Raw genomic sequence first — 16,894 nt, forward strand, 5'->3', positions numbered from 1 at the left:
TTCAGCCGCCTGCGTCGCCGGGGCCGTCCTGCGGTGCGGCAGAGGCGCCCGGTGCGAAGAGGATCTCGCGCACGTCCATGAGCGCGTACTCGCCGGCGTCGCTGCCGAGCACGCGCTGGCCGCGGCCGGCCCAGACCTCGGGGCGCAGTTCGCGCCACTCGGTCTTGCGTGCGAGCCGCAGCTCGCCGTCCTCGCTCTGCTCGGTACCTTCGTAGCGGGTGGGAATGAGCGCCAGCGTTTCGCCGCCGTTCTCGAACTGCAGGTGCGCGGGCATCCAGACGCAGTCGCGCAGGTCCTCGGGCGGCTCGATCTTGATGTGCGCGAGCCGGGCATACGGAATCCAGTAGTACTTGCCGTTGACGAAGGCCTCGAGCACGGGGCCCAGGCGCATGTCGGCGTCGGCCAGCCATTCGAAGGGCACGCCGTCGATGGTGCCGGCGATGGCTGGCGCGCCATCGAAGGCCCGCTGGCGAAGGTCTTCGGCCAGCTCGCTCTCGCCGCGGCCCTGGCGCAGCAGCGATTCGATCAGCAGCGCCAGCCATTCGTCAGGCTGGCCGAAGATCATGGGCGTGCGCGTGCCGGCAAACACCTCGGCGCGCAGGCCTTCGCAGCGCACGGCGTCGCCGTACACCTGCTTCATGGGAACGGCGAGCGCATCGAGTTCGGCCGCGACGGTGAGCTGGTTGAGCGCGCGTTCCCATTGGCCCAGCACGCACAGCAGCTGCGCCATGAAGACGCGGTGCTTGCTGTCCGCGGGCTTGGCGCGAACCTCGTCGCTCAGGGCCTTGAGCGCGGCGACCGGGTCGGCGGACTTGAGGAGTTCGGCGGAGGTGGCCATGTCAGTTCCCCGCGAAGGTGCAGGTGCGCACGGCACCCCGCGCACCCGTCTGCTGCTGTGGTGCCGAACGGATCTCCAGCTTCGTGTAGTCGAAGAAGATCAGGTCGCAGGGCCGCTTGGGCGTGCCGCCGGTCACGATGGCATGGCAGTTCACGCGTGCGCCTTCGAGCACGAATTCGAGGTGCGACTGCTGGTCCTTGGAGCTGTCGCCGCCGGCCTTGAAGACCGAGATGGTCACCTTCAGGTCGCTGTCCTGGCTCTTCAGCAGGCTGGCGATGGAAGCCGTGGCCGCGTCGCAGTCGCGGATCACGATGAAGGCGTGGTTGCGCAGCTTGCCCTTGCTGGAACCGGGCGGAATGACGACGTCCGACTTGTACGAGTAGCCGCCGATGTCCATGCGCTGCTTGCCGTCTTCGTACGTGCGCTTGGACTCCCCTTCGATCGGCGAGCCCTTGCTCTCGATCATCATCGCGAAGTCGTTGCCCGATTCGCCCGACAGGTAGTCGAGCAGGCGCAGGGCCTCGTCGGGGTCCAGTTTTCCATCGTAGGTCCAGCTCATGTCGATCTCCTGAGAAAAATCCGGTTGTCTGTCGTTACCTGGCGGACAAGGCTTCGCCCGCCCAATGCACCATCGCGGCAAAGCTCTGCCGCTCGCTGTCTTGCTGCAGGGCGCCGCGCACCCGCACCTGGCCCACACCATCGGCCGTGCCGGCGCCAAACAGGCGCGGCGCGCTGTAGGGCGCCGCGGGCGCGGCCAGCACCAGCAGCCGGCCGCCTTCGGCGTTGAACCAGGGCAGCTCGAAGCGCTTGACGGCGGGCGCGTCCCGCGTGCCGCGCTTGAAGCGGTTGGTCTCGCCCGGGTCCCCGGGGTAGACCTGGCGCGCGCCGCCCTGCGGGTCGATGCCGACGACGACAAGGTCCACCGAGCGCCCGGTGGCGTTGCGCACATTGAGCACGGCGCGCTCGCCGCCGCGCAGCGGCAGCAGCCTGGCGCCGGCCTGCTGGGCCGGGCCGCTGCGCACCAGGCGATCGCCGCTCCACACCTCGAGCACCGCGTCGAAGCCGTCGAACTGCGCATCCCTGGCGATGGCGTAGAGCTGGTTGAGCCACTTGAGCCGGGCCAGCATTTCGAGATGCCGGCGGGCCGCTGTGGAATCGGCCGGCAAAGGCCTTGCGCCCGCACCAAGCGCGGGCGAGAGCACTTCGAGCCGGGTGCCGCTCCAGCGCACGTCGGCACCGTCTGCCTCGGCCACGGCGACGACGGAGGCGGGGTAGTCGAGACTCAGCCCAGGCGGCAGGCCCTGCTCCGCGCGCACGCGCAGCGCGAGCGGCGCCGGCTCGCCGAGCGGCGTGACGTTCCAGAGCGCGGCGCCGGACAGCTCGCGCAGCGTGGGCGGCACGGCCATGCGCGCCTTGTCGGTGTAGGCCTGCGAGAGCAGGCCCTCGGCGCTGCGCACCGTGCCGTCTTCCATCGTGGCCAGCACGCGCAGCGGCTGCTGCGCCACCAGACCGTCGAGCTGGCCGGCCTGCACGGCGAGCGTGTCGCCGGAGCGCTGCGCGCGCCAGACCGGCCGCGTGGAAACCGGCTGCGCGCGGTTGGCGAAGATCGGCGCATCGAGATTGCCCTCGGCCACCGGCGATGGCAGTTCGCGCGTGGGAAAGCGCTGCGCGAGTTCGTCGATCACCGGCGGATAGATCGCGAGCACGCCGTCGAACAGGTCGCGCCAGGTGGCGGGCCTGCGCGAGAGCGCCTCCACCACGGCCCAGGTCAAGAGGCCCTGCGGGCGCGCATTGCGGCTCTTGCGCGGCAGGCGCAGCTCGGGCGTGATCTGGTGGCTCTCGGAAGCGAAGAGCGCGACATAGCGCGCGCGCGGCACCTGCTCGGCCACGGCGGGCCGCGCCATGGCAGTGCGCGCCGCCGGACCGGGCGCGCCGAACAACTGGCCGGTGCGCAGGCCGCGCCAGCGAACCTCGTCGTCGGCCGGCCCTTCGGCGACGAGCGGGCTTTCGGCCGTGCTGCTGCGCGTCATCGAGTTTGCCGAGCAGGTGTCGAAGACGGAGGCGACGAACACGTTGCGCGCCAGAAAGGCCTGTATCCAGGCATCGAAATCGGCATCGCGCAGGTCGCCCGTGAGCGCGCTGTCGCTGCCGAGCGTGCCGCGCACATCGCGTGCGAGAAAGTTTTCCGAAAGGCCGTCGGGCTCCTGGTAGCGCTTGCTGCTGTCGCGCAGGCGGGTGCCGTGGCCCGAGAAGTAGAGCAGCACGAAGTCGCCGCTTCTCGATTGCGCGAGCAGCCTGCCGAGCGCATCGTGGATGGCCTGCGATTCGGGCAGCACCGCGCCGCCCACGCCGTCGGCGAGCACAGTGATGTCGGATGCCGCAAAGCCCTGCTTCAGCAAGGCATCGCGCATCAGCATCACGTCGTTGCGCGGCGCCTGCAGCCACAGTGCCTGCGGTTGATTCACCAGTTCGGAAACCCCGACGAGCAGCGCGCGCTGCGCGGCGGTCGCATGGCCACCGATGGCGAGCAGCAGCACCAGCAACCACAGCACGCGCGGAACGATCGTCATGGCCGCTCCGGCGCCGGGCCGGCCGATGCCACCAAGGGAGACGCCGCCAATGCAGCCAGGCCCTGCGCGCGGTCGGGCACGCGCAGGCGCCAGGTGCCATCGGCGCCCGGGCCGCCCACCACGTCGGCCGAGATCGATTGCAGCAGGCGGGCGGTGTCCTCGGCGCGCGCATCGGGCTTCCAACGCACCACCAGTTGCGCGGATGCGGCGGCCGGCGGCGGCGCCGAGCGGAACCGCACCTCGTCGTCTTCCGCACGCTGGCCGAGCAGGCCGGTGTTCTGCACCACGACCACCAATGCGAGCACCGCGAACGCGGGGCGCACCCAGCCTTCGGCGCCGAACCAGCGGCGGATGCCGCCCCACCAGCCGCCTTCGGGCCCGGGGTGCGGCTTGGCGCGCGCGACGCCCGGTGCGGCCGGTGCGCTGTTCGAACCCGGTTGCAACGCGGTGCTCAATTGCGATGCGGCATCGCGATAGAGCGCCTGGTAGTCGGCCCGCGGGTCTTGCGCACCCAGCGGCGTTCCGGAGAGCACCGAAAACACGCCGCCTACCGTGCGCAATGCGATGTGCCCCGGTTCGGGCGCAATGGCCAGCGGCGCTTGCGCGGCCCACTCGTCGTGCACCGCACGGATCGCGGCGAGCCGCGTGGCGGATATTTCGCCGAGCACGCGCGCGCACAGCTGGGGGCTGGGTTCGAGGGTGAGCACGTTCCAGGCCTGCACCAGTCCGAAGGCGGGCTCGAAGGGCTCGTCGTCGGGCTCGAGCAATACGTCGTACGCGCCGGCCCAGTCCGCCTCGCCCGCGGCCATCCAGCCCTGCCACAGGTTGCCGTGAATGCAGCGGTCGAGCAACACGCCGAGCAGACGCCCTTCGTGCACCACGCTCACAAGGCGGCCCGGCGCCCAGCGGGCCGTGAAGGCGCGCTGGGCAACAGCCTCGCGGCGCCGGGCCAATTCGGTCAGCGGAAGCAGCAGGTCGAGCACCGCGCGCGGCGGCGCGGCCGCGGCGGCGGGTGCCGTGCCCGGCATGGCTACGACGGCCCTGCTGGCCTCGGGGCCCGCGGCGTCGGATACCGCGGGCGCGGCGCCCCCGGCCTGGAACGCACTTCGGATCACGCTGAGAGGGGGCCAGAGTTCGGTGTTCATGGCGGTCTGTTCCTGAATGGCTATGTCTTCAGGCATAAGACGCTTCAGCACCGAGGATTTTGAAAACCTGCAGGATCGCCGCCATGTTCTCGGGCTCGATGGCAATGCCCAGCGTCTGCTGGATCCAGCCGCCGAGGCGGGTCTTGGCGTAGTCGGCCGTGAGCCCCTCGCGCTTGTGCACCAGGCCCAGCCGGCCCGCGCGGTAGTGATAGGAGGCGATGGCGTGGCGCGAGGCAATGCCCGACAAGCCGCCTTCGGCCTCCCTGCCGAAGCCCTCGCACAGCAGGATGCGCTCGGGCTCGGGCAGCTCGGCGATGAAGGCGCGCGCGGCCAGCTGCACCGCGCTGGCGCTCAGGCCGTGCTCGGCCAGACAGCCCTCGTGGTCATCGCTGCTGCCGAGGGCGTCTTCGAGCTGCGCCTCGGTGACCTGGTCGCCGATCGAGAGCTTGCGGCGGAACGCACTCGCGCGCGTGCAGTCGATCAGGTAGCGCCGGAAGTAGGCGCACAGCGCAAAGGCGCTCGACGGCGCGCTGTGGCTCGCACGTTCGTCGGCCTCGTCGGGGTCGGCATCGAGCCGCAGCACCTTCACGTAGATGAACTGCGCCACCAGCTCCTGCCGGCCTTCGCCCAGCACCTGGAGTTCGGGGGGATTGCAGGCCACCAGCGCATCGCCCACGATGCGGTACATGGTGCCCATGTCGTTCGAGGACAGCGTCTGCCGGCGCCGCCAAAGACGGACGAGCTGAGTGCTTTCCGCGGACGACAGCGTTTCTTGCATGAGACGACAAGGATTCGGAAGACAGCCGGGCTAGTCGTCCACGCACACGCCTTCGGTCGGCACCAGGCATTGCGGCAAGCCGGCGCCCACCGGACCGCCGCGCGTGCGAATGGCCGAAGACACCGCCGCCGAGGCCACGGCCAGGCCGCGCGGCAGCAGAATCCAGAGTTGCCCGCGCTCCTTCATGCGGCGCGCGTTGGTCGCGGCCTGCTGGCCGTTGCCGAAGAAATAGTCGGCCCGCACCGCGCCGCGAATCGCGCCGCCGGTGTCCTGCGCAATGGTCAGCCGCTGCATCGGCGCGCCGGTGCCGGGCGCGCGGGTAGAAACGAACACGGGGTAGCCGAGCGGCGTGCTGCGCGGATCCACCGCAATCGAGCGGCCCGCCGACAACGGCACGCCGAACGCACCCACCGGTCCGCCCGCCGGCGAGGTCGACTCCTTGAAGAACACGTAGCTCGGGTCCTTGATGCCGGAACCGATGACCGGCCCGGCCGTGCGACGCCCCGGCACCACGACGGCGCCGCTGGCGGTGGGCCGCGCAAGCGTGAAGCCGCGCGTGCGTATGGTGTTGGTCGATGTGCCGCCGGCATCTTCGTCATCCTCGCCGTCGTCGAGCTCCAGCTCGATGGACGAGCCGCGCACCTTCACCGGGCTGCGAGGCTTGCCGTTGGGTGCCTGTGCCAGCGTGGGACGGAAGGGCTGGCCGTTCTGCTCGGCGTAGGCCACGCGAATGATGTCGCCGTTAGGCAGCTTGATGCGGCCCGACCCCTGGATCTGCATTTCGTAGAGCGCAGTGGCGCTGCTCACGAAGGCCAGCACCTTGGCGTTGGGCGCACCCTTGGTCTCGATTTCTTCGCGCGTGTAATACGGCAGCAGCTGCTTGCCCTCGATGCGCAGGCGCACCTTGCGGTCGAGCGTGTCGCGCGTAATGGCCGAGAGGTCGAGCGCGTAGAGGCCCGGCGCACCCATGTCGCGCGTGCTGAGACCGGTCTGCACCACCACGTTGCGGCCTTCGACACGCGCCGCCACGGTGCCGCTGCCGGCCGGCAGCTTGCGCGCGTCGGCAAACAGCATGTCTTCGGGCTGGCCGTACACCGGGTAGATGAACGGCGCCGCGTACTGCCGGCTGCCCGGAATCTCGGGCTCGAAGTAGCCGGTGACCACGCCGTCGGGCTTGCGGTCGTCGTCGCGGATCTGGTAGGCCGAGAACTCCTGCTCGAAGAAGGCGCGGATGGCGGTGCTGCTCTTGCTGTCGACCCTGAGGGCCCGAGCGCACACGTCCTTCCACTCGGCGCCACGGCCGGTGAGCACCTTGCAACTGCCAAGAAACGCCGGCCAGCTGTCGGAGAAATCGTCGCGCGCCCAGCCGGGCACGGCATCGAAGCTCACCGATGTGTAGGTGGCCAGTTGGGTGGAGAAGGTGCGCGCCTGGCCGGCCACGCTCGAGCCGACCGGGGCAGGGCGCGATGCAGCCGCCGGCGCTCCGCTTGCCGTGGCGCCGGAACTACCTGGCCCGGTGTTGGCATTGGCGTCAGCGGAGCTTGCCGGCGGCGTGTTGACGCAGCCTGCTGCGAACACGGCCGCGGCGGCGGCAGCGCAGCGAAGGGCTGAGGAAATGAAAACCGGCGACTGCGTGTACATGAAAGCCTCCTTGTCCGGAAAGACGGCCCATCCGGGCCAATGCTCTACAGACGATTACTTCTCGACAATTTTGAAATTCGCGACGCCATAGACGTCGTTGCATGGGGTGTTGGGCGCGCAGACCGGCTTGCCCAACAAAGGCGACGGCCCCGTGCCGCGGGTGGCTTCGAGGGCCGCCAGCACGGGCAAGGGAAACTGCGGAAACACGCCGTCGTTCTGGACGCCAGAGGCGCCGAAGTCGCGCTCGTGCTCGCTCACGAGCACCGCGAACTGGTTGGTGCCGGCGGGGCCGCCGGCATCCATGGGCCACGAAGCGCGCGGCAGCGAGAGCGGGCTGCCGGCGGTGATCTTGTTGTACTTGTCGAGCAGGTTCGGGAACAGCAGGAACATCTCGCCGCCGCTGGACAGCAGGAACACGTAGACAAAGCCTTCGCGCTTGCTGCGAACCTCGAACGCGAGCTTGTCCTTGCCGATTGCGACCTCCGGCTTCCTCGGCGCGGCCGCCACATCGAAGCCCGGCGCCGCGCCCGCGGCGAGCGACTGCAGCGAGTCGAGCGGCGTGCGGGGTGCCGGCGGAGGAGGAGGCGGCGGTGGCGGGGGCGCTTCGGTCACGCGAATCTCGGGCGGCGGTGGTGGCGCGACGATCGCCTGCTTGCTGCCGCCGCCGCTGTCGCCTTCCGCGGCCGTGCGGCCCTGGTACCACCACCAACCGCCGCCAGCCACCACGGCGGCCACCGCCAGCGATGCGATGACGGGCACGGCCTTGCTTTTTCCTGAGCCGCCGCCATCGTGCGAACCCGCCACTGGCGTCTTTCCGCCGCCGCCGATGATGGTCGGCGCGTCGGCATTGCCGGCGGCCTTGCGCGTGCCTGTGGAAACCGGCGGCGAGGTGCGCGGCACCGGCGCGATGCTGTGGCCCACCTCCAGGTCGAGCGCCGCGCGGAACTCGGCCATCGACTGGGGCCGCGACTCGGGCCGCACGCCCAGGCCTGCATCGATGGCCTGCAGCAGCCGCGGGCTGTAGCGCTGGCGCAGGATCTCGTTGCCCGCCAGCGGAATATAGCTGTCGGACAAGAGCCGGGCCACCGACGGCGGCGGCGCGCGTCCGCAAACGGCCACGTGCATTACCGCCGCGAGCGCATAGACATCGGTCCACGCGCCCTGCGACATGTCGGGCATTTCGGCGTACTGCTCGATGGGTGCGTAGCCGGGCTTGAGGATGACGGTGATCGCCTGCGTCTTGTCGGTGATCACGCGGCGCGCCGCGCCGAAGTCCAGCACCACCGGCCGGCCCGAGCCTTCGAGCAGGATGATGTTGTCGGGCGCGATGTCGCGGTGATAGCAGTTGGCGCCATGCATCACGCCCAGCGCCTGCGTCACGCCGTCCATGATGCGGATGAGCCAGGCTTCGTCCACGCCCGCCGGAATGGACACCAGCGCCTGGCGCAGCGTGTCGCCGCGGTAGAACGGCATGACCATGTAGGTGGTGCCGCGCTCCTGCCAGAAACGGTAGACCTTCAGCAGCGAGGGATGGTCGAACTGCGCAAGCAGGCGGGCTTCGTTGATGAAGCTGCGCATGCCGAGGTCGAAGGTTTCGCGGTGGCGCTCCGACAGGGGGACGACTGTTCCGTCCTGCTGCCTTGTCGAGAGTGACGTGGGCAGGTATTCCTTGATGGCGACGACGCGTTCGAGGGCGTGGTCCCAGGCTTCGTAGACCACGCCGAAGCCGCCCTGGCCTACGACACGGGTGATTTCGAACTCTGCGAGGCGGCTGCCTACGGGGAGGAGGCCGGCTTCGTTGGCTTCTGTGGCTGGGCTTGTGACGGGGGCGTTGGACAGGCTTGTGGGGCTGGCTGTGATGACGGTGGCCGGGGTGTCTTCGTTGCCCGCAGGCTGTTGGGCAGGTCTGGACATGACCTGGGTGCGGTCGTCTTCAGGGGGCGTTTTTTCTTCGGTCATTGAGTGGCTCCCGTTTCAACGTCGACGGGTGCTTGTTTTCCGAGGCCGGGTCTCGCCCCGGCGGGCGACCTACTTTTCTTTGCTTCGCCAAAGAAACGTAGGCAAAAGAAAGGCGACCCCACTGTCTGCGACCCCTTCGCTGCGCTACGGGGCAACCTGCGGTGCTCACGTTTCGCGGGGTCTCGCCCAAACTCGCTTCGCTCAGACAAGGGCGAGCCCTGATCCGCGAAACGCTCCGCTCCTCGGCGCATACAGAGGGGAGTGGAAACCGAACGGGCCTTTGCTTCGCTCGGCCACCAAGCCACCGCGGCGCGCAGCGCCGCGGTGGTTGGTATTGGCTGTTTGGGTTGATATTGGGGCCGAGCGAAGCGATGGCCTGTCTTCTCCCCATCCCTTCTGGCTGCGCCGAGGAGCGGAGCGTTTCGCGGATCAGGGCTCGCAGCTGTTTGAGCGAAGCGAGTTCTGCGAGACCCCGCGAAACGCGAGCACCGCAGGTTGCCCGCAGCGAAGCGGAGGGACGCAGACAGTAGGGTCGCCTTTTCTTTGCTCACTTTCTTTTGGCGAAGCAAAAGAAAGTGAGTCGCCCGCCGGGGCGAGACCCGGCCTCCGACAACAAAAGGCAGCAGGAAATTCATTCCCCACCCCCCAAGAACAAGGCTTCAAACCGAGCATCCAAAGGCAACCCGGCAACGAGCATCCGAGCCCCTTCACCAGCGCCCGGATCGCCAAGCCATAGAGACTCCCCCAGCCCCGGCAAGGCCAGCGACTCCACCGCCCCCTCGCGCGGCGCGAGGCCATCCGCAGCAAAGAGCCGCTGCAGTACCGCATCGAACCGCAGCGCATCCAGATCCCCCTCAAGCCCTTCGAGCGCAGCCCGCGTCCCCTGCGCCCACCACCGCAGCGCCCCCTGCAGCGCATCCCCCCGCAGCGTCTCGCCGCCGGAAGCATCCAGCGCCACCGCCAGCGTGAACGGAAAGTACCGCCCCACCCCATCGACCGACGGCATCAACACGCCGATCCAGGCCCCCTCCCCCACCACCCGCGGCCCCAGCGCAAAGCACCACACCGGCGCCTCCAGGTAGTGCGAAGTCCAGTCCGCATGCCGGTCGCGCAGCCGCGCCAATCCGCGCTGCAGCCACGGGTCCCACACGGCGCGGAACGACTCGGGCAGGCGCCGGTGCGCAAAGTCCCCCATGCCCGGCAGCTTGCCGAACCATCCCGGCAGCGCATCTGGAGAAGTCACAACCCCTCCGGACAAGAGAACTCGCGCAGTTCCTTCAAGCGGATCGGATGCTGCACACTGTTCGTCGTCACCTCGAAGCGCGTCTTGCGCGGACCGACCTGGAAGGTGATGAAGAACTTCTCGGGCGCATCGCCGGCTTCGAGCTGGCCGTCGTCGAGCGCGCGGAACAACGCCCACGGTCCATCGACCGCGGAGCCCGAGCTGCCGGTGGTCGAAGGCGGGCTCACCTGGATGCGCACCTGGTTGCTGCCCTTCGGCCCGGGCCACTGCACAGCCATGGGCACCACGGGGCCGTGGGCGTACTTCACGAGCTGCCCGTCGACGTCGAGAATGAACTGCGTGATGCCCGCATCCATTTCCACCGGCTTGAAGTCGAGCCGCATCGAAGGGCCCCGGCCGCCGCCGCGGAAGAAGATGTCCTTGATGCGCGCGGCACGCTCGAACTGCGCCAGCGCCTGCGTGGTGACGGCACCTCGCTCGGCCACCGGCTTGTAGCGCCACGGCTTGGTGCTGGTGTCGACCAATGCGGCCAGCCGCTTCTGGAAGAAGTCGTCCATCAATCCACCGGCACCGAACATCTGGCCGAAGTCTTCGGGCAGCACGTCGCGCTTGCTGCTGCCCACGAACGGGTAGCGGCCCGCGATGGCGCGGTTGCAGAACTCGGTCACGGGGCGCAGGTCCTGGCTCAGATTGCCGCGCTCGGCCACCTGAGCCTGCGCCGCGCCCGATTGGCTCAGGTTTTCGACCATGGTGCGCACCGGCTCGGGCAGGCGGCCCGCGTCGGACTTGAGCTTGCCGGCCACGTCGCCGGGCGGCGGCGAGGTGCGGCCTTTCACGGCCGTGTCGACGGCGTTGAGGTACACGTACACCTCGTTGAAGAGCTTGAGCGCATCGTCAATGGGCGCGGGCTGGTTCGGCCCGGCGGCGGTGACGAGACGGCGCAGCGGCTCGAAGCGGTCGTCCACGATGCTCTCGATGCGCTTGCCGCTGGCCACCGGCTTGGTGGGGTCGCCGCCGAACAGGTCTTCCAGGCCCTTGCGGGTGTTGGCGACCGTGGCGGTCGCCTTGCTCACCACGTCCTTGGGCTGGTCGGCGGGGATGAGCGTGGTTTCCTTCACCACCGCGCGCAGGAAGTTCGCGAGCGGAGAGCCCACGCCCGAAAGAATGCGCGCGGCCTCGATGTTCTTCTCGAGCCCGCTGGCGCGAATCAGCCGCACGTCGGCCAGCAGCGCCTCCCACACCTTGACGTATTCCGCCAGGTAGAGCCGGCGCACGCGATCGGTCAGCGCGCCGAGGGCGGCCGCGTCGCGCATGCGGTCGGTGGCGCTGCGGTCTTGCCCCAGCACCCACGGGTCTTCCTGCGCGAGCAGGCCGGTGAGCACCGTCACTTCGTTCTGGAAGCGCTTGTGATAGCCGTCGTAGGTGAACATGCCCGGCACGCCTTCGGTCAGCGGCTTGCCGCTGATGCGCTCGAACACCAGCGGCGCCGAGGGGCCGGCGGCCGTGGCAATGCTGAAGCCCGGAATGTCCTTGGTGGCGCGCTGGCGCTTGAGGCGGCTGAACACGCGCTGCTCCAGCGGGTAGCTCGCAAGCACGGCGCGCACGCTGCGCACCAGGTTCTCGTCCATCTTGAGCGGCGAGCGCGGCGGGCCTTGCGCGATGAGCACGTCGAGCTGGTCTTCGAGCGCCTGGCGCTGGTCTTCGGGAATGCCGCGGTCGAGGCTGCGCGCCCAGTCGAGCGTGATCCAGGCCTTGAGCGCCTCGGCGTCGAAGTGCTCGGGCTGGTAGAGCATCAGGTAGCTCTTGAGCGCCTCGTACGTGTATTCGAGGTTGTCCCTCTGCGCGGTGCGCAGCTGGTCTTCGATGCGCTTGGCGATCTGCGGCAGGAAGGCGTCGTTGAGCGCGCGCTGGTGCGTGAGCATGGCGGCGGCGTCGAGCTTGTCGCCCTGGTAGAGGCCCAGCGTCATCGCCAGCGGCTCGTCGCCCTGCCGGTTGTCGGGCGTCTTCCAGATGTCGCGCAGGCCCTGCAGCACGGGCGCCACCTCGACCAGGTTCTGCACCCGCGAAGGCAGCGCCGCAAGGGTCTGGCGCGCAGGCTCGACGCGCGCCTCGACCGACTTCAGGTAGTTGAAGTTCTGCAGCGTGCTGTAGCCCCAGCCCGCGAGCAGCGCAAGCGTGACCAGCGTCATGGCCGCCACGCCCGTCACGCGCAGCGCATGGCGCCGGCGTTCGAGCTTCACGTTGGCACCGGCCAGGCGCTGCTCGGGGAACACCACCTCGCGCAGCAGCGCGGTGAGGAAGTAGCTGCGGCCGCTCGACTTCTGCGGCGCGAGCATGGCGCGCTCCAGGCCGAAGCTGCGCGCAAGGCTGCCCATCACGCGGTCGATGGGGCTACCCTCTTGCGTGCCGCTGGTGAAGTACACGCCGCGCACCCACGGCGGCTGCGCAAAGCGCGAGCCGGTGAACACCTGGTCGAGCAGGTCGGACAGCATCGAGCCGATGGAGCCGAACTGCGCCGGAAAGCCGAAGATCGCCGCGCGCCGCGTGCCATCGGTCTCGCGTTGCATGCGCGCAATGAGCCCGTCGTTCACGCGGTTGTGCAGCAGCGCAAACTCGCGGTTGAAGGCGGTGGAAAGGCCCTTCTCGTCGGCTTGCACGTTCTCGTCGGCCGGCAGCGTGAAGCCGAACACCTGCGCACGCTGCTCCTTGCCCAGGTCGTCGAAGTAGTCGGTAAAGCCGTAGAGCAAGTCGCTCTTGGTGACGAGCACGTACACCGGCAGCCGCGTGGTGAGCTTCGCATCGAGTTCGAGCAGCCGCGCGCGAATGGAAGCGGCCAGCTGCGTGCGCTGCTCGGGGCCCTGGCTCAGCAGGTCGGCCACGCTCACCGTCAGGAACACGCCGTTGAGCGGACGGCGCGGGCGCGCCTTCTTGAGCAGGCCCAGGAAGCCTTCCCATGCGTTCTTATCTTCCGACTGGTGGCTGTCCTGTGTGGTGTAGCGGCCGGCGGTGTCGATGAGCACGGCCTCGTCGGTGAACCACCAGTCGCAATTGCGCGTGCCGCCCACGCCCCGAATCGCGCCGGGACCGAACTTCTCGGCCAGGGGGAACGACAAGCCCGAGTTGACCAGCGCGGTGGTCTTGCCCGCACCCGGCGCGCCGATGAACACGTACCACGGCAGGTCGTACAGATAGCTGCCGCCGGAGATCGACATCCAGTCGCGCCAGCCGGGCTTCTTGCCGGCCGCATGCAGGCGCATCTGCTTCAGCGTGGCCACGGCTTCGCTGAAGCGCGTGTCGAGGATCTTCTGTTCGCCGTTGACCGGCGCGTCCGTCTTCGCGGCCGGCGCCTTCATGAGGCCGTCGGTCAGGTGCTGGCTCGCACGGCGCGCGCGCCACCGGCGGTAGAGTGCGCGCAGCACCACGACGAGCACGATGGCGCCGATCAGCAGCGCGCGTGCAAGTTCGGTTTCGAGCGGCGCCCACGCGCCGATCTTCACCAGCGGGCCGATCCACCAGATCAGCAGCGCGACGATGACCAGCGCCAGCAGGGTCAGCAGCAGCGGGCTGAACAGGAAGCTGAAGATTTTTTTGATCATTTCGTCACTCCCGCCGAAGCGACCCGATCAGGCTCGGACAACAGCACGATGTCGACGCGCCGGTTGCGCGCCCGGTTGGCCGGCGTGTCGTTGGCGGCCACGGGCTCCGCGTCGGCCTTGCCGTCGGAGCGCATGCGCGCCGGATCGACCAGCGTGGTGAGCGAGCCCTTCACCGCATCGGCACGCGCAGCCGACAGATGCCAGTTGGACGGATAGCGCAGCGAGCGGATCGGCTGGTTGTCGGAGTGGCCGGTGATCAGCACCTCGCCCTTCACCTCGGCCAGTGCCTGGCCGATGCGGCGCAGCACCGGCAGCGATGCGGCCATGGGCTCGGCGCTGCCCGAACCGAAGAAGGAGTCGCCGCGCAGGCGCACCACGCTGCGGTCGGCTTCGTCGGTCACCGTGACCAGGCCCTGCTTGATCTCGGGCTCCAGAAAGCGCGCGAGCCGCGGCGACTTGGCCGGCGTGGCGGGCGGCGCGATCTGGATGTTGGGCACGCGCAGGCCCGACACGGCGGCATAGGTGGTGTCGGAGCGGTAGTTGAGCATGAGCCGCAGGCCGAACCACGCCAGCGCAAGCAGCAGCGCGAAGCCGGCCGCGAACACCCACAGCGGCAGCGATTCGCGCAGCCGCACCGTGCCCGCGCCTTGCCCGCGCCAATGCGGAGAAAGCTCGGCCTCGAGCGGCGGGCGGTCCTTGGCGATGAGATCGGCCAGGCGCTGGCGCACCGAATCGAGTTGCGCGCGGCCGTTGTCGACCACGCGGTAGCGGCCTTCGAAGCCGAGCGCGAGCACGCTGTAGATCAGCTCCAGCAGCTGACGGTGCGTGGGCACATCCTGCGCGAGCTTGGCGAGCAGCTGGAACACTTTTTCGCCGCCCCAGGTCTCGTTGTGGAATTGCACCAAAAGGCTCTGCTTGTTCCAGCCGGCCTGCACGCCCCAGGGCGTGTTGGCCACGGCTTCGTCGAGCGCGGTGCACAGCACATAGCGCGCGGCCAGAACCGATTCGTTGCTCACACCGGCGCGGCGCGCAGCGGCGTCGAACTGGTTCACCGCCTCGGCGGTGGAGGCGCGCAGGGCCGGCACGTTGGGCGGCTGTGCGAGGTTGCGCAGCTTGCCGATCAGCACCAGCAGCTTGCCCGCGGCCGAGACCAGCGGATTGAGCAACCCGATCTCGCCTACATCCGCGGCGGGCGTAGGATCGGCACCGCCGAAGAAGGGCGCGGGCGCAGCCGCGGGCGGCGGCGGCGTGCCGGCCGGCGTGCGCGGCTTGGGCTTGATGACCGTGCGCTCCGACTCGAAAGCGGCGAAGGGGTCTGGTGTGGTCATGATGGTGTTCCGTTTCCGTCAGCCCGATGCGGCTAGGAACGAATGGCCCAGAACGCGAGGTCGAGGCCGGGGAAGTCGCCCGCGATGTGCATCGCGATGCCGCCCGATTGCTCCAGCTGGCGCCACAGGTCGCTGTTGCGCGTTTCGAGCTCGAAGTAGTTCGCGCCGGTGTGGAAGGGAATCTGCCTCGGTGCCACCGGCATCGGCGTGAGCGTGACGCCCGGCAGCGCCAGGTTGACCAGGTCGCGAATGCGCTCGACCGGGCCGATCTTCACCTGCGTGGGAAAGCGCGCGCGCAGCGCTTCGCTCGGCATGCTGGCGTTCACCGCGAGCACGAAGGTCGCCTTGCGCTGCAGTTCCACGTCGGTGACCACCGCCACGCGCACGCCGTGCTTGCGGTCATGCAGCTCGATGCGGATGGCCGACTGCTCCAGCACCATCGAGAGGCTGCGGCGCAGGTCGTCCATCACCGGACGGAAGCTCAACGCCAGGTCGTCGTGGATGTAGGGGCCGAAGCGCGTGACGCGGCGCGAATCGCGAAAGCTCGCAAGGTCGCCCGCCAGCCCGAGCGCATGCTCGAAGAAATGCTGCGGGTGCAGCATCGCGCTCTTGGCCAGGTGCGCAAACACCGCCTCGTTGCGATTGACCGTCTGCAGCAGCATGAAGTCCGCGATCTCGGCCACGCCGCCGGTGCCGCCCTGCGTCATGCGGCCCGCCAGCGCCTCGCCGCGCTGGCGCAGAAGGCCCAGCAGCTCGTCGAGCCAGGAACGGATCACGGCATGGCCCGCCACGTCGAGCAGCGGCGGCAGCATGGCGCGGTCGAGCTGCACCTGGTTGTCGACACGGCGCTCGAGCACGCGGGCCACGCCCAGCGTGGTCCAGGCATCGGTCGCTTCGCTGGCGCGCACCAGACGCGTATGGAGCTGGCCCAGCTGCAGCATGGCGGTGCGTTCGCCGGCGGTGTTGGAGTCGGGCACTTCGGATTCGAGCACCCGGTGGCGCACCAGCTCTTCGTATTCTTCGGCGTCGGCCTCGCGGGCACCGGCGCGGCGCAGCGGCAGCGCGAGCATCACGGCCTCGTCGCGCATGGTGGGCGGAATGTCGATGGGCTCGGGCAGCGGATCGACCGCCGGCATGTCGAACACCGTGCCGTCGCCGAAGATGCCCACCGCGCGCACCAGTGCGAGCTTGCCCAACGTGAGCGCAGCCTGGTCGATCTCGACCTCCGCAAACCCCCAGGCATAGGGCGTGGTCGAACGCAAAAGCACATGCCGCGCATGGTCGCCATGACGCTCGCTCTGCTGCAGGTGCTGGGGCTGCAGCAGCATCCCCTCGCTCCAGACCACTTTTGTTCGCCAACTCATCCGCACTCCGTCAAAGGCAAGGGCTGCCCGAAAGAAGCACGGAGTTTCCGGCGCGCAAGGCCGCCGGCAAATCCGCCTAACGGCCTAGGCGGAGGGATTTGGAGCTACCGCGAAGGGACTAGATGCGCGGCCCCTTGTTGCGCGCCCGCTCCCGCACTGCGGGCTGTCAGCCCATCACCGGCCCCTGTTGCTGGTTGGCTTGCGCGGCAGCCTGTGCCTGAGCCTGGGCGCGATCATGCGCGCGCTGCTGGTCGAACTGCTGCACGTCCTGCATGGTCTGCTGCACTGTGCGCAAAGGCTCCGTGGCTTCAAGAGAGGCGTATCGGCCGGGCAACGAGGTCGACCTGAACAGAACTGTTCCGTTGATGCCGTGGACGTCGCCCAGATCGTCGGGCTTCCTGATGTTCGACATGTAGCAGGCCGCCGTCGCCT

General features: G+C 69.2%; 12 protein-coding genes. All 12 read right to left on the minus strand.

Translation table 11 applies throughout. From position 1 onward, the window contains the following. Nucleotide 1 precedes the first annotated feature (1 nt). Nucleotides 2-838, minus strand: coding sequence for a type VI secretion system accessory protein TagJ (locus EJI00_RS21370; RefSeq protein ID WP_126749489.1), 837 nt, complete (start codon nucleotides 836-838; stop codon nucleotides 2-4). A gap of 1 nt (nucleotide 839) precedes the next feature. Continuing rightward, a complete protein-coding gene (locus tag EJI00_RS21375) occupies nucleotides 840-1,397 on the minus strand; it encodes a type VI secretion system tube protein Hcp (protein ID WP_126749490.1) in 558 nt (185 codons plus the stop codon). Between the two features lie 34 nt (nucleotides 1,398-1,431). Continuing rightward, nucleotides 1,432-3,408 (minus strand): caspase family protein, encoded by a 1,977-nt coding sequence (locus tag EJI00_RS21380; RefSeq protein WP_260590806.1) that lies wholly within the window; start codon nucleotides 3,406-3,408, stop codon nucleotides 1,432-1,434. After that, a complete protein-coding gene (locus EJI00_RS21385; protein WP_126749491.1) occupies nucleotides 3,405-4,553 on the minus strand; it encodes a hypothetical protein in 1,149 nt (382 codons plus the stop codon). The genes EJI00_RS21380 and EJI00_RS21385 overlap by 4 nt, the downstream gene beginning before the upstream one ends. Before the next feature lie 28 nt (nucleotides 4,554-4,581). Beyond that, nucleotides 4,582-5,331, minus strand: coding sequence for a hypothetical protein (locus EJI00_RS21390; protein WP_126749492.1), 750 nt, complete (start codon nucleotides 5,329-5,331; stop codon nucleotides 4,582-4,584). 30 nt (nucleotides 5,332-5,361) lie between these two features. Continuing rightward, nucleotides 5,362-6,972 carry a murein transglycosylase A gene (locus EJI00_RS21395; RefSeq protein WP_126749493.1) on the minus strand — a complete coding sequence of 537 codons (1,611 nt, stop codon included), beginning with the start codon at nucleotides 6,970-6,972 and terminating at the stop codon, nucleotides 5,362-5,364. Nucleotides 6,973-7,026: 54 nt separating this feature from the next. Then, nucleotides 7,027-8,931, minus strand: a complete 1,905-nt coding sequence (locus EJI00_RS21400) for a serine/threonine-protein kinase (protein ID WP_126749494.1) — start codon at nucleotides 8,929-8,931, stop codon at nucleotides 7,027-7,029. Between the two features lie 631 nt (nucleotides 8,932-9,562). Next, a complete protein-coding gene (gene tagF, locus EJI00_RS21410) occupies nucleotides 9,563-10,174 on the minus strand; it encodes a type VI secretion system-associated protein TagF (RefSeq protein ID WP_260590807.1) in 612 nt (203 codons plus the stop codon). Continuing rightward, nucleotides 10,171-13,770, minus strand: a complete 3,600-nt coding sequence (tssM, locus tag EJI00_RS21415; RefSeq protein ID WP_126749496.1) for a type VI secretion system membrane subunit TssM — start codon at nucleotides 13,768-13,770, stop codon at nucleotides 10,171-10,173. Before tssM ends, tagF begins: the two co-directional genes overlap by 4 nt. Then, the gene (locus EJI00_RS21420) at nucleotides 13,767-15,098 is read right to left on the minus strand and encodes a DotU family type VI secretion system protein (protein ID WP_126749497.1); all 1,332 of its coding nucleotides are present in this window, start codon (nucleotides 15,096-15,098) and stop codon (nucleotides 13,767-13,769) included. The genes tssM and EJI00_RS21420 overlap by 4 nt, the downstream gene beginning before the upstream one ends. 32 nt (nucleotides 15,099-15,130) lie before the next feature. Continuing rightward, a complete protein-coding gene (tssK, locus tag EJI00_RS21425) occupies nucleotides 15,131-16,462 on the minus strand; it encodes a type VI secretion system baseplate subunit TssK (protein WP_126749498.1) in 1,332 nt (443 codons plus the stop codon). A 166-nt stretch (nucleotides 16,463-16,628) separates the two neighbouring features. After that, nucleotides 16,629-16,894: hypothetical protein (locus EJI00_RS21430; RefSeq protein ID WP_221885059.1), on the minus strand; the 266-nt coding region annotated here is incomplete at its 5' end.

Source organism: Variovorax sp. DXTD-1 (genome assembly GCF_003984625.1).
GTDB lineage: Bacteria > Pseudomonadota > Gammaproteobacteria > Burkholderiales > Burkholderiaceae_C > Variovorax.

What these genes read in the sequence shown, in the direction of transcription:
- EJI00_RS21375 (WP_126749490.1), bottom strand. Translation starts at nt 1,397, where the DNA reads ATGAGCTGGACCTACGATGGAAAACTGGACCCCGACGAGGCCCTGCGC.
- EJI00_RS21385 (WP_126749491.1), bottom strand. Translation starts at nt 4,553, where the DNA reads ATGAACACCGAACTCTGGCCCCCTCTCAGCGTGATCCGAAGTGCGTTC.
- EJI00_RS21380 (WP_260590806.1), bottom strand. Translation starts at nt 3,408, where the DNA reads ATGACGATCGTTCCGCGCGTGCTGTGGTTGCTGGTGCTGCTGCTCGCC.
- EJI00_RS21400 (WP_126749494.1), bottom strand. Translation starts at nt 8,931, where the DNA reads ATGACCGAAGAAAAAACGCCCCCTGAAGACGACCGCACCCAGGTCATG.
- EJI00_RS21395 (WP_126749493.1), bottom strand. Translation starts at nt 6,972, where the DNA reads ATGTACACGCAGTCGCCGGTTTTCATTTCCTCAGCCCTTCGCTGCGCT.
- tssM (WP_126749496.1), bottom strand. Translation starts at nt 13,770, where the DNA reads ATGATCAAAAAAATCTTCAGCTTCCTGTTCAGCCCGCTGCTGCTGACC.
- EJI00_RS21420 (WP_126749497.1), bottom strand. Translation starts at nt 15,098, where the DNA reads ATGACCACACCAGACCCCTTCGCCGCTTTCGAGTCGGAGCGCACGGTC.
- tssK (WP_126749498.1), bottom strand. Translation starts at nt 16,462, where the DNA reads ATGAGTTGGCGAACAAAAGTGGTCTGGAGCGAGGGGATGCTGCTGCAG.
- EJI00_RS21370 (WP_126749489.1), bottom strand. Translation starts at nt 838, where the DNA reads ATGGCCACCTCCGCCGAACTCCTCAAGTCCGCCGACCCGGTCGCCGCG.
- EJI00_RS21390 (WP_126749492.1), bottom strand. Translation starts at nt 5,331, where the DNA reads ATGCAAGAAACGCTGTCGTCCGCGGAAAGCACTCAGCTCGTCCGTCTT.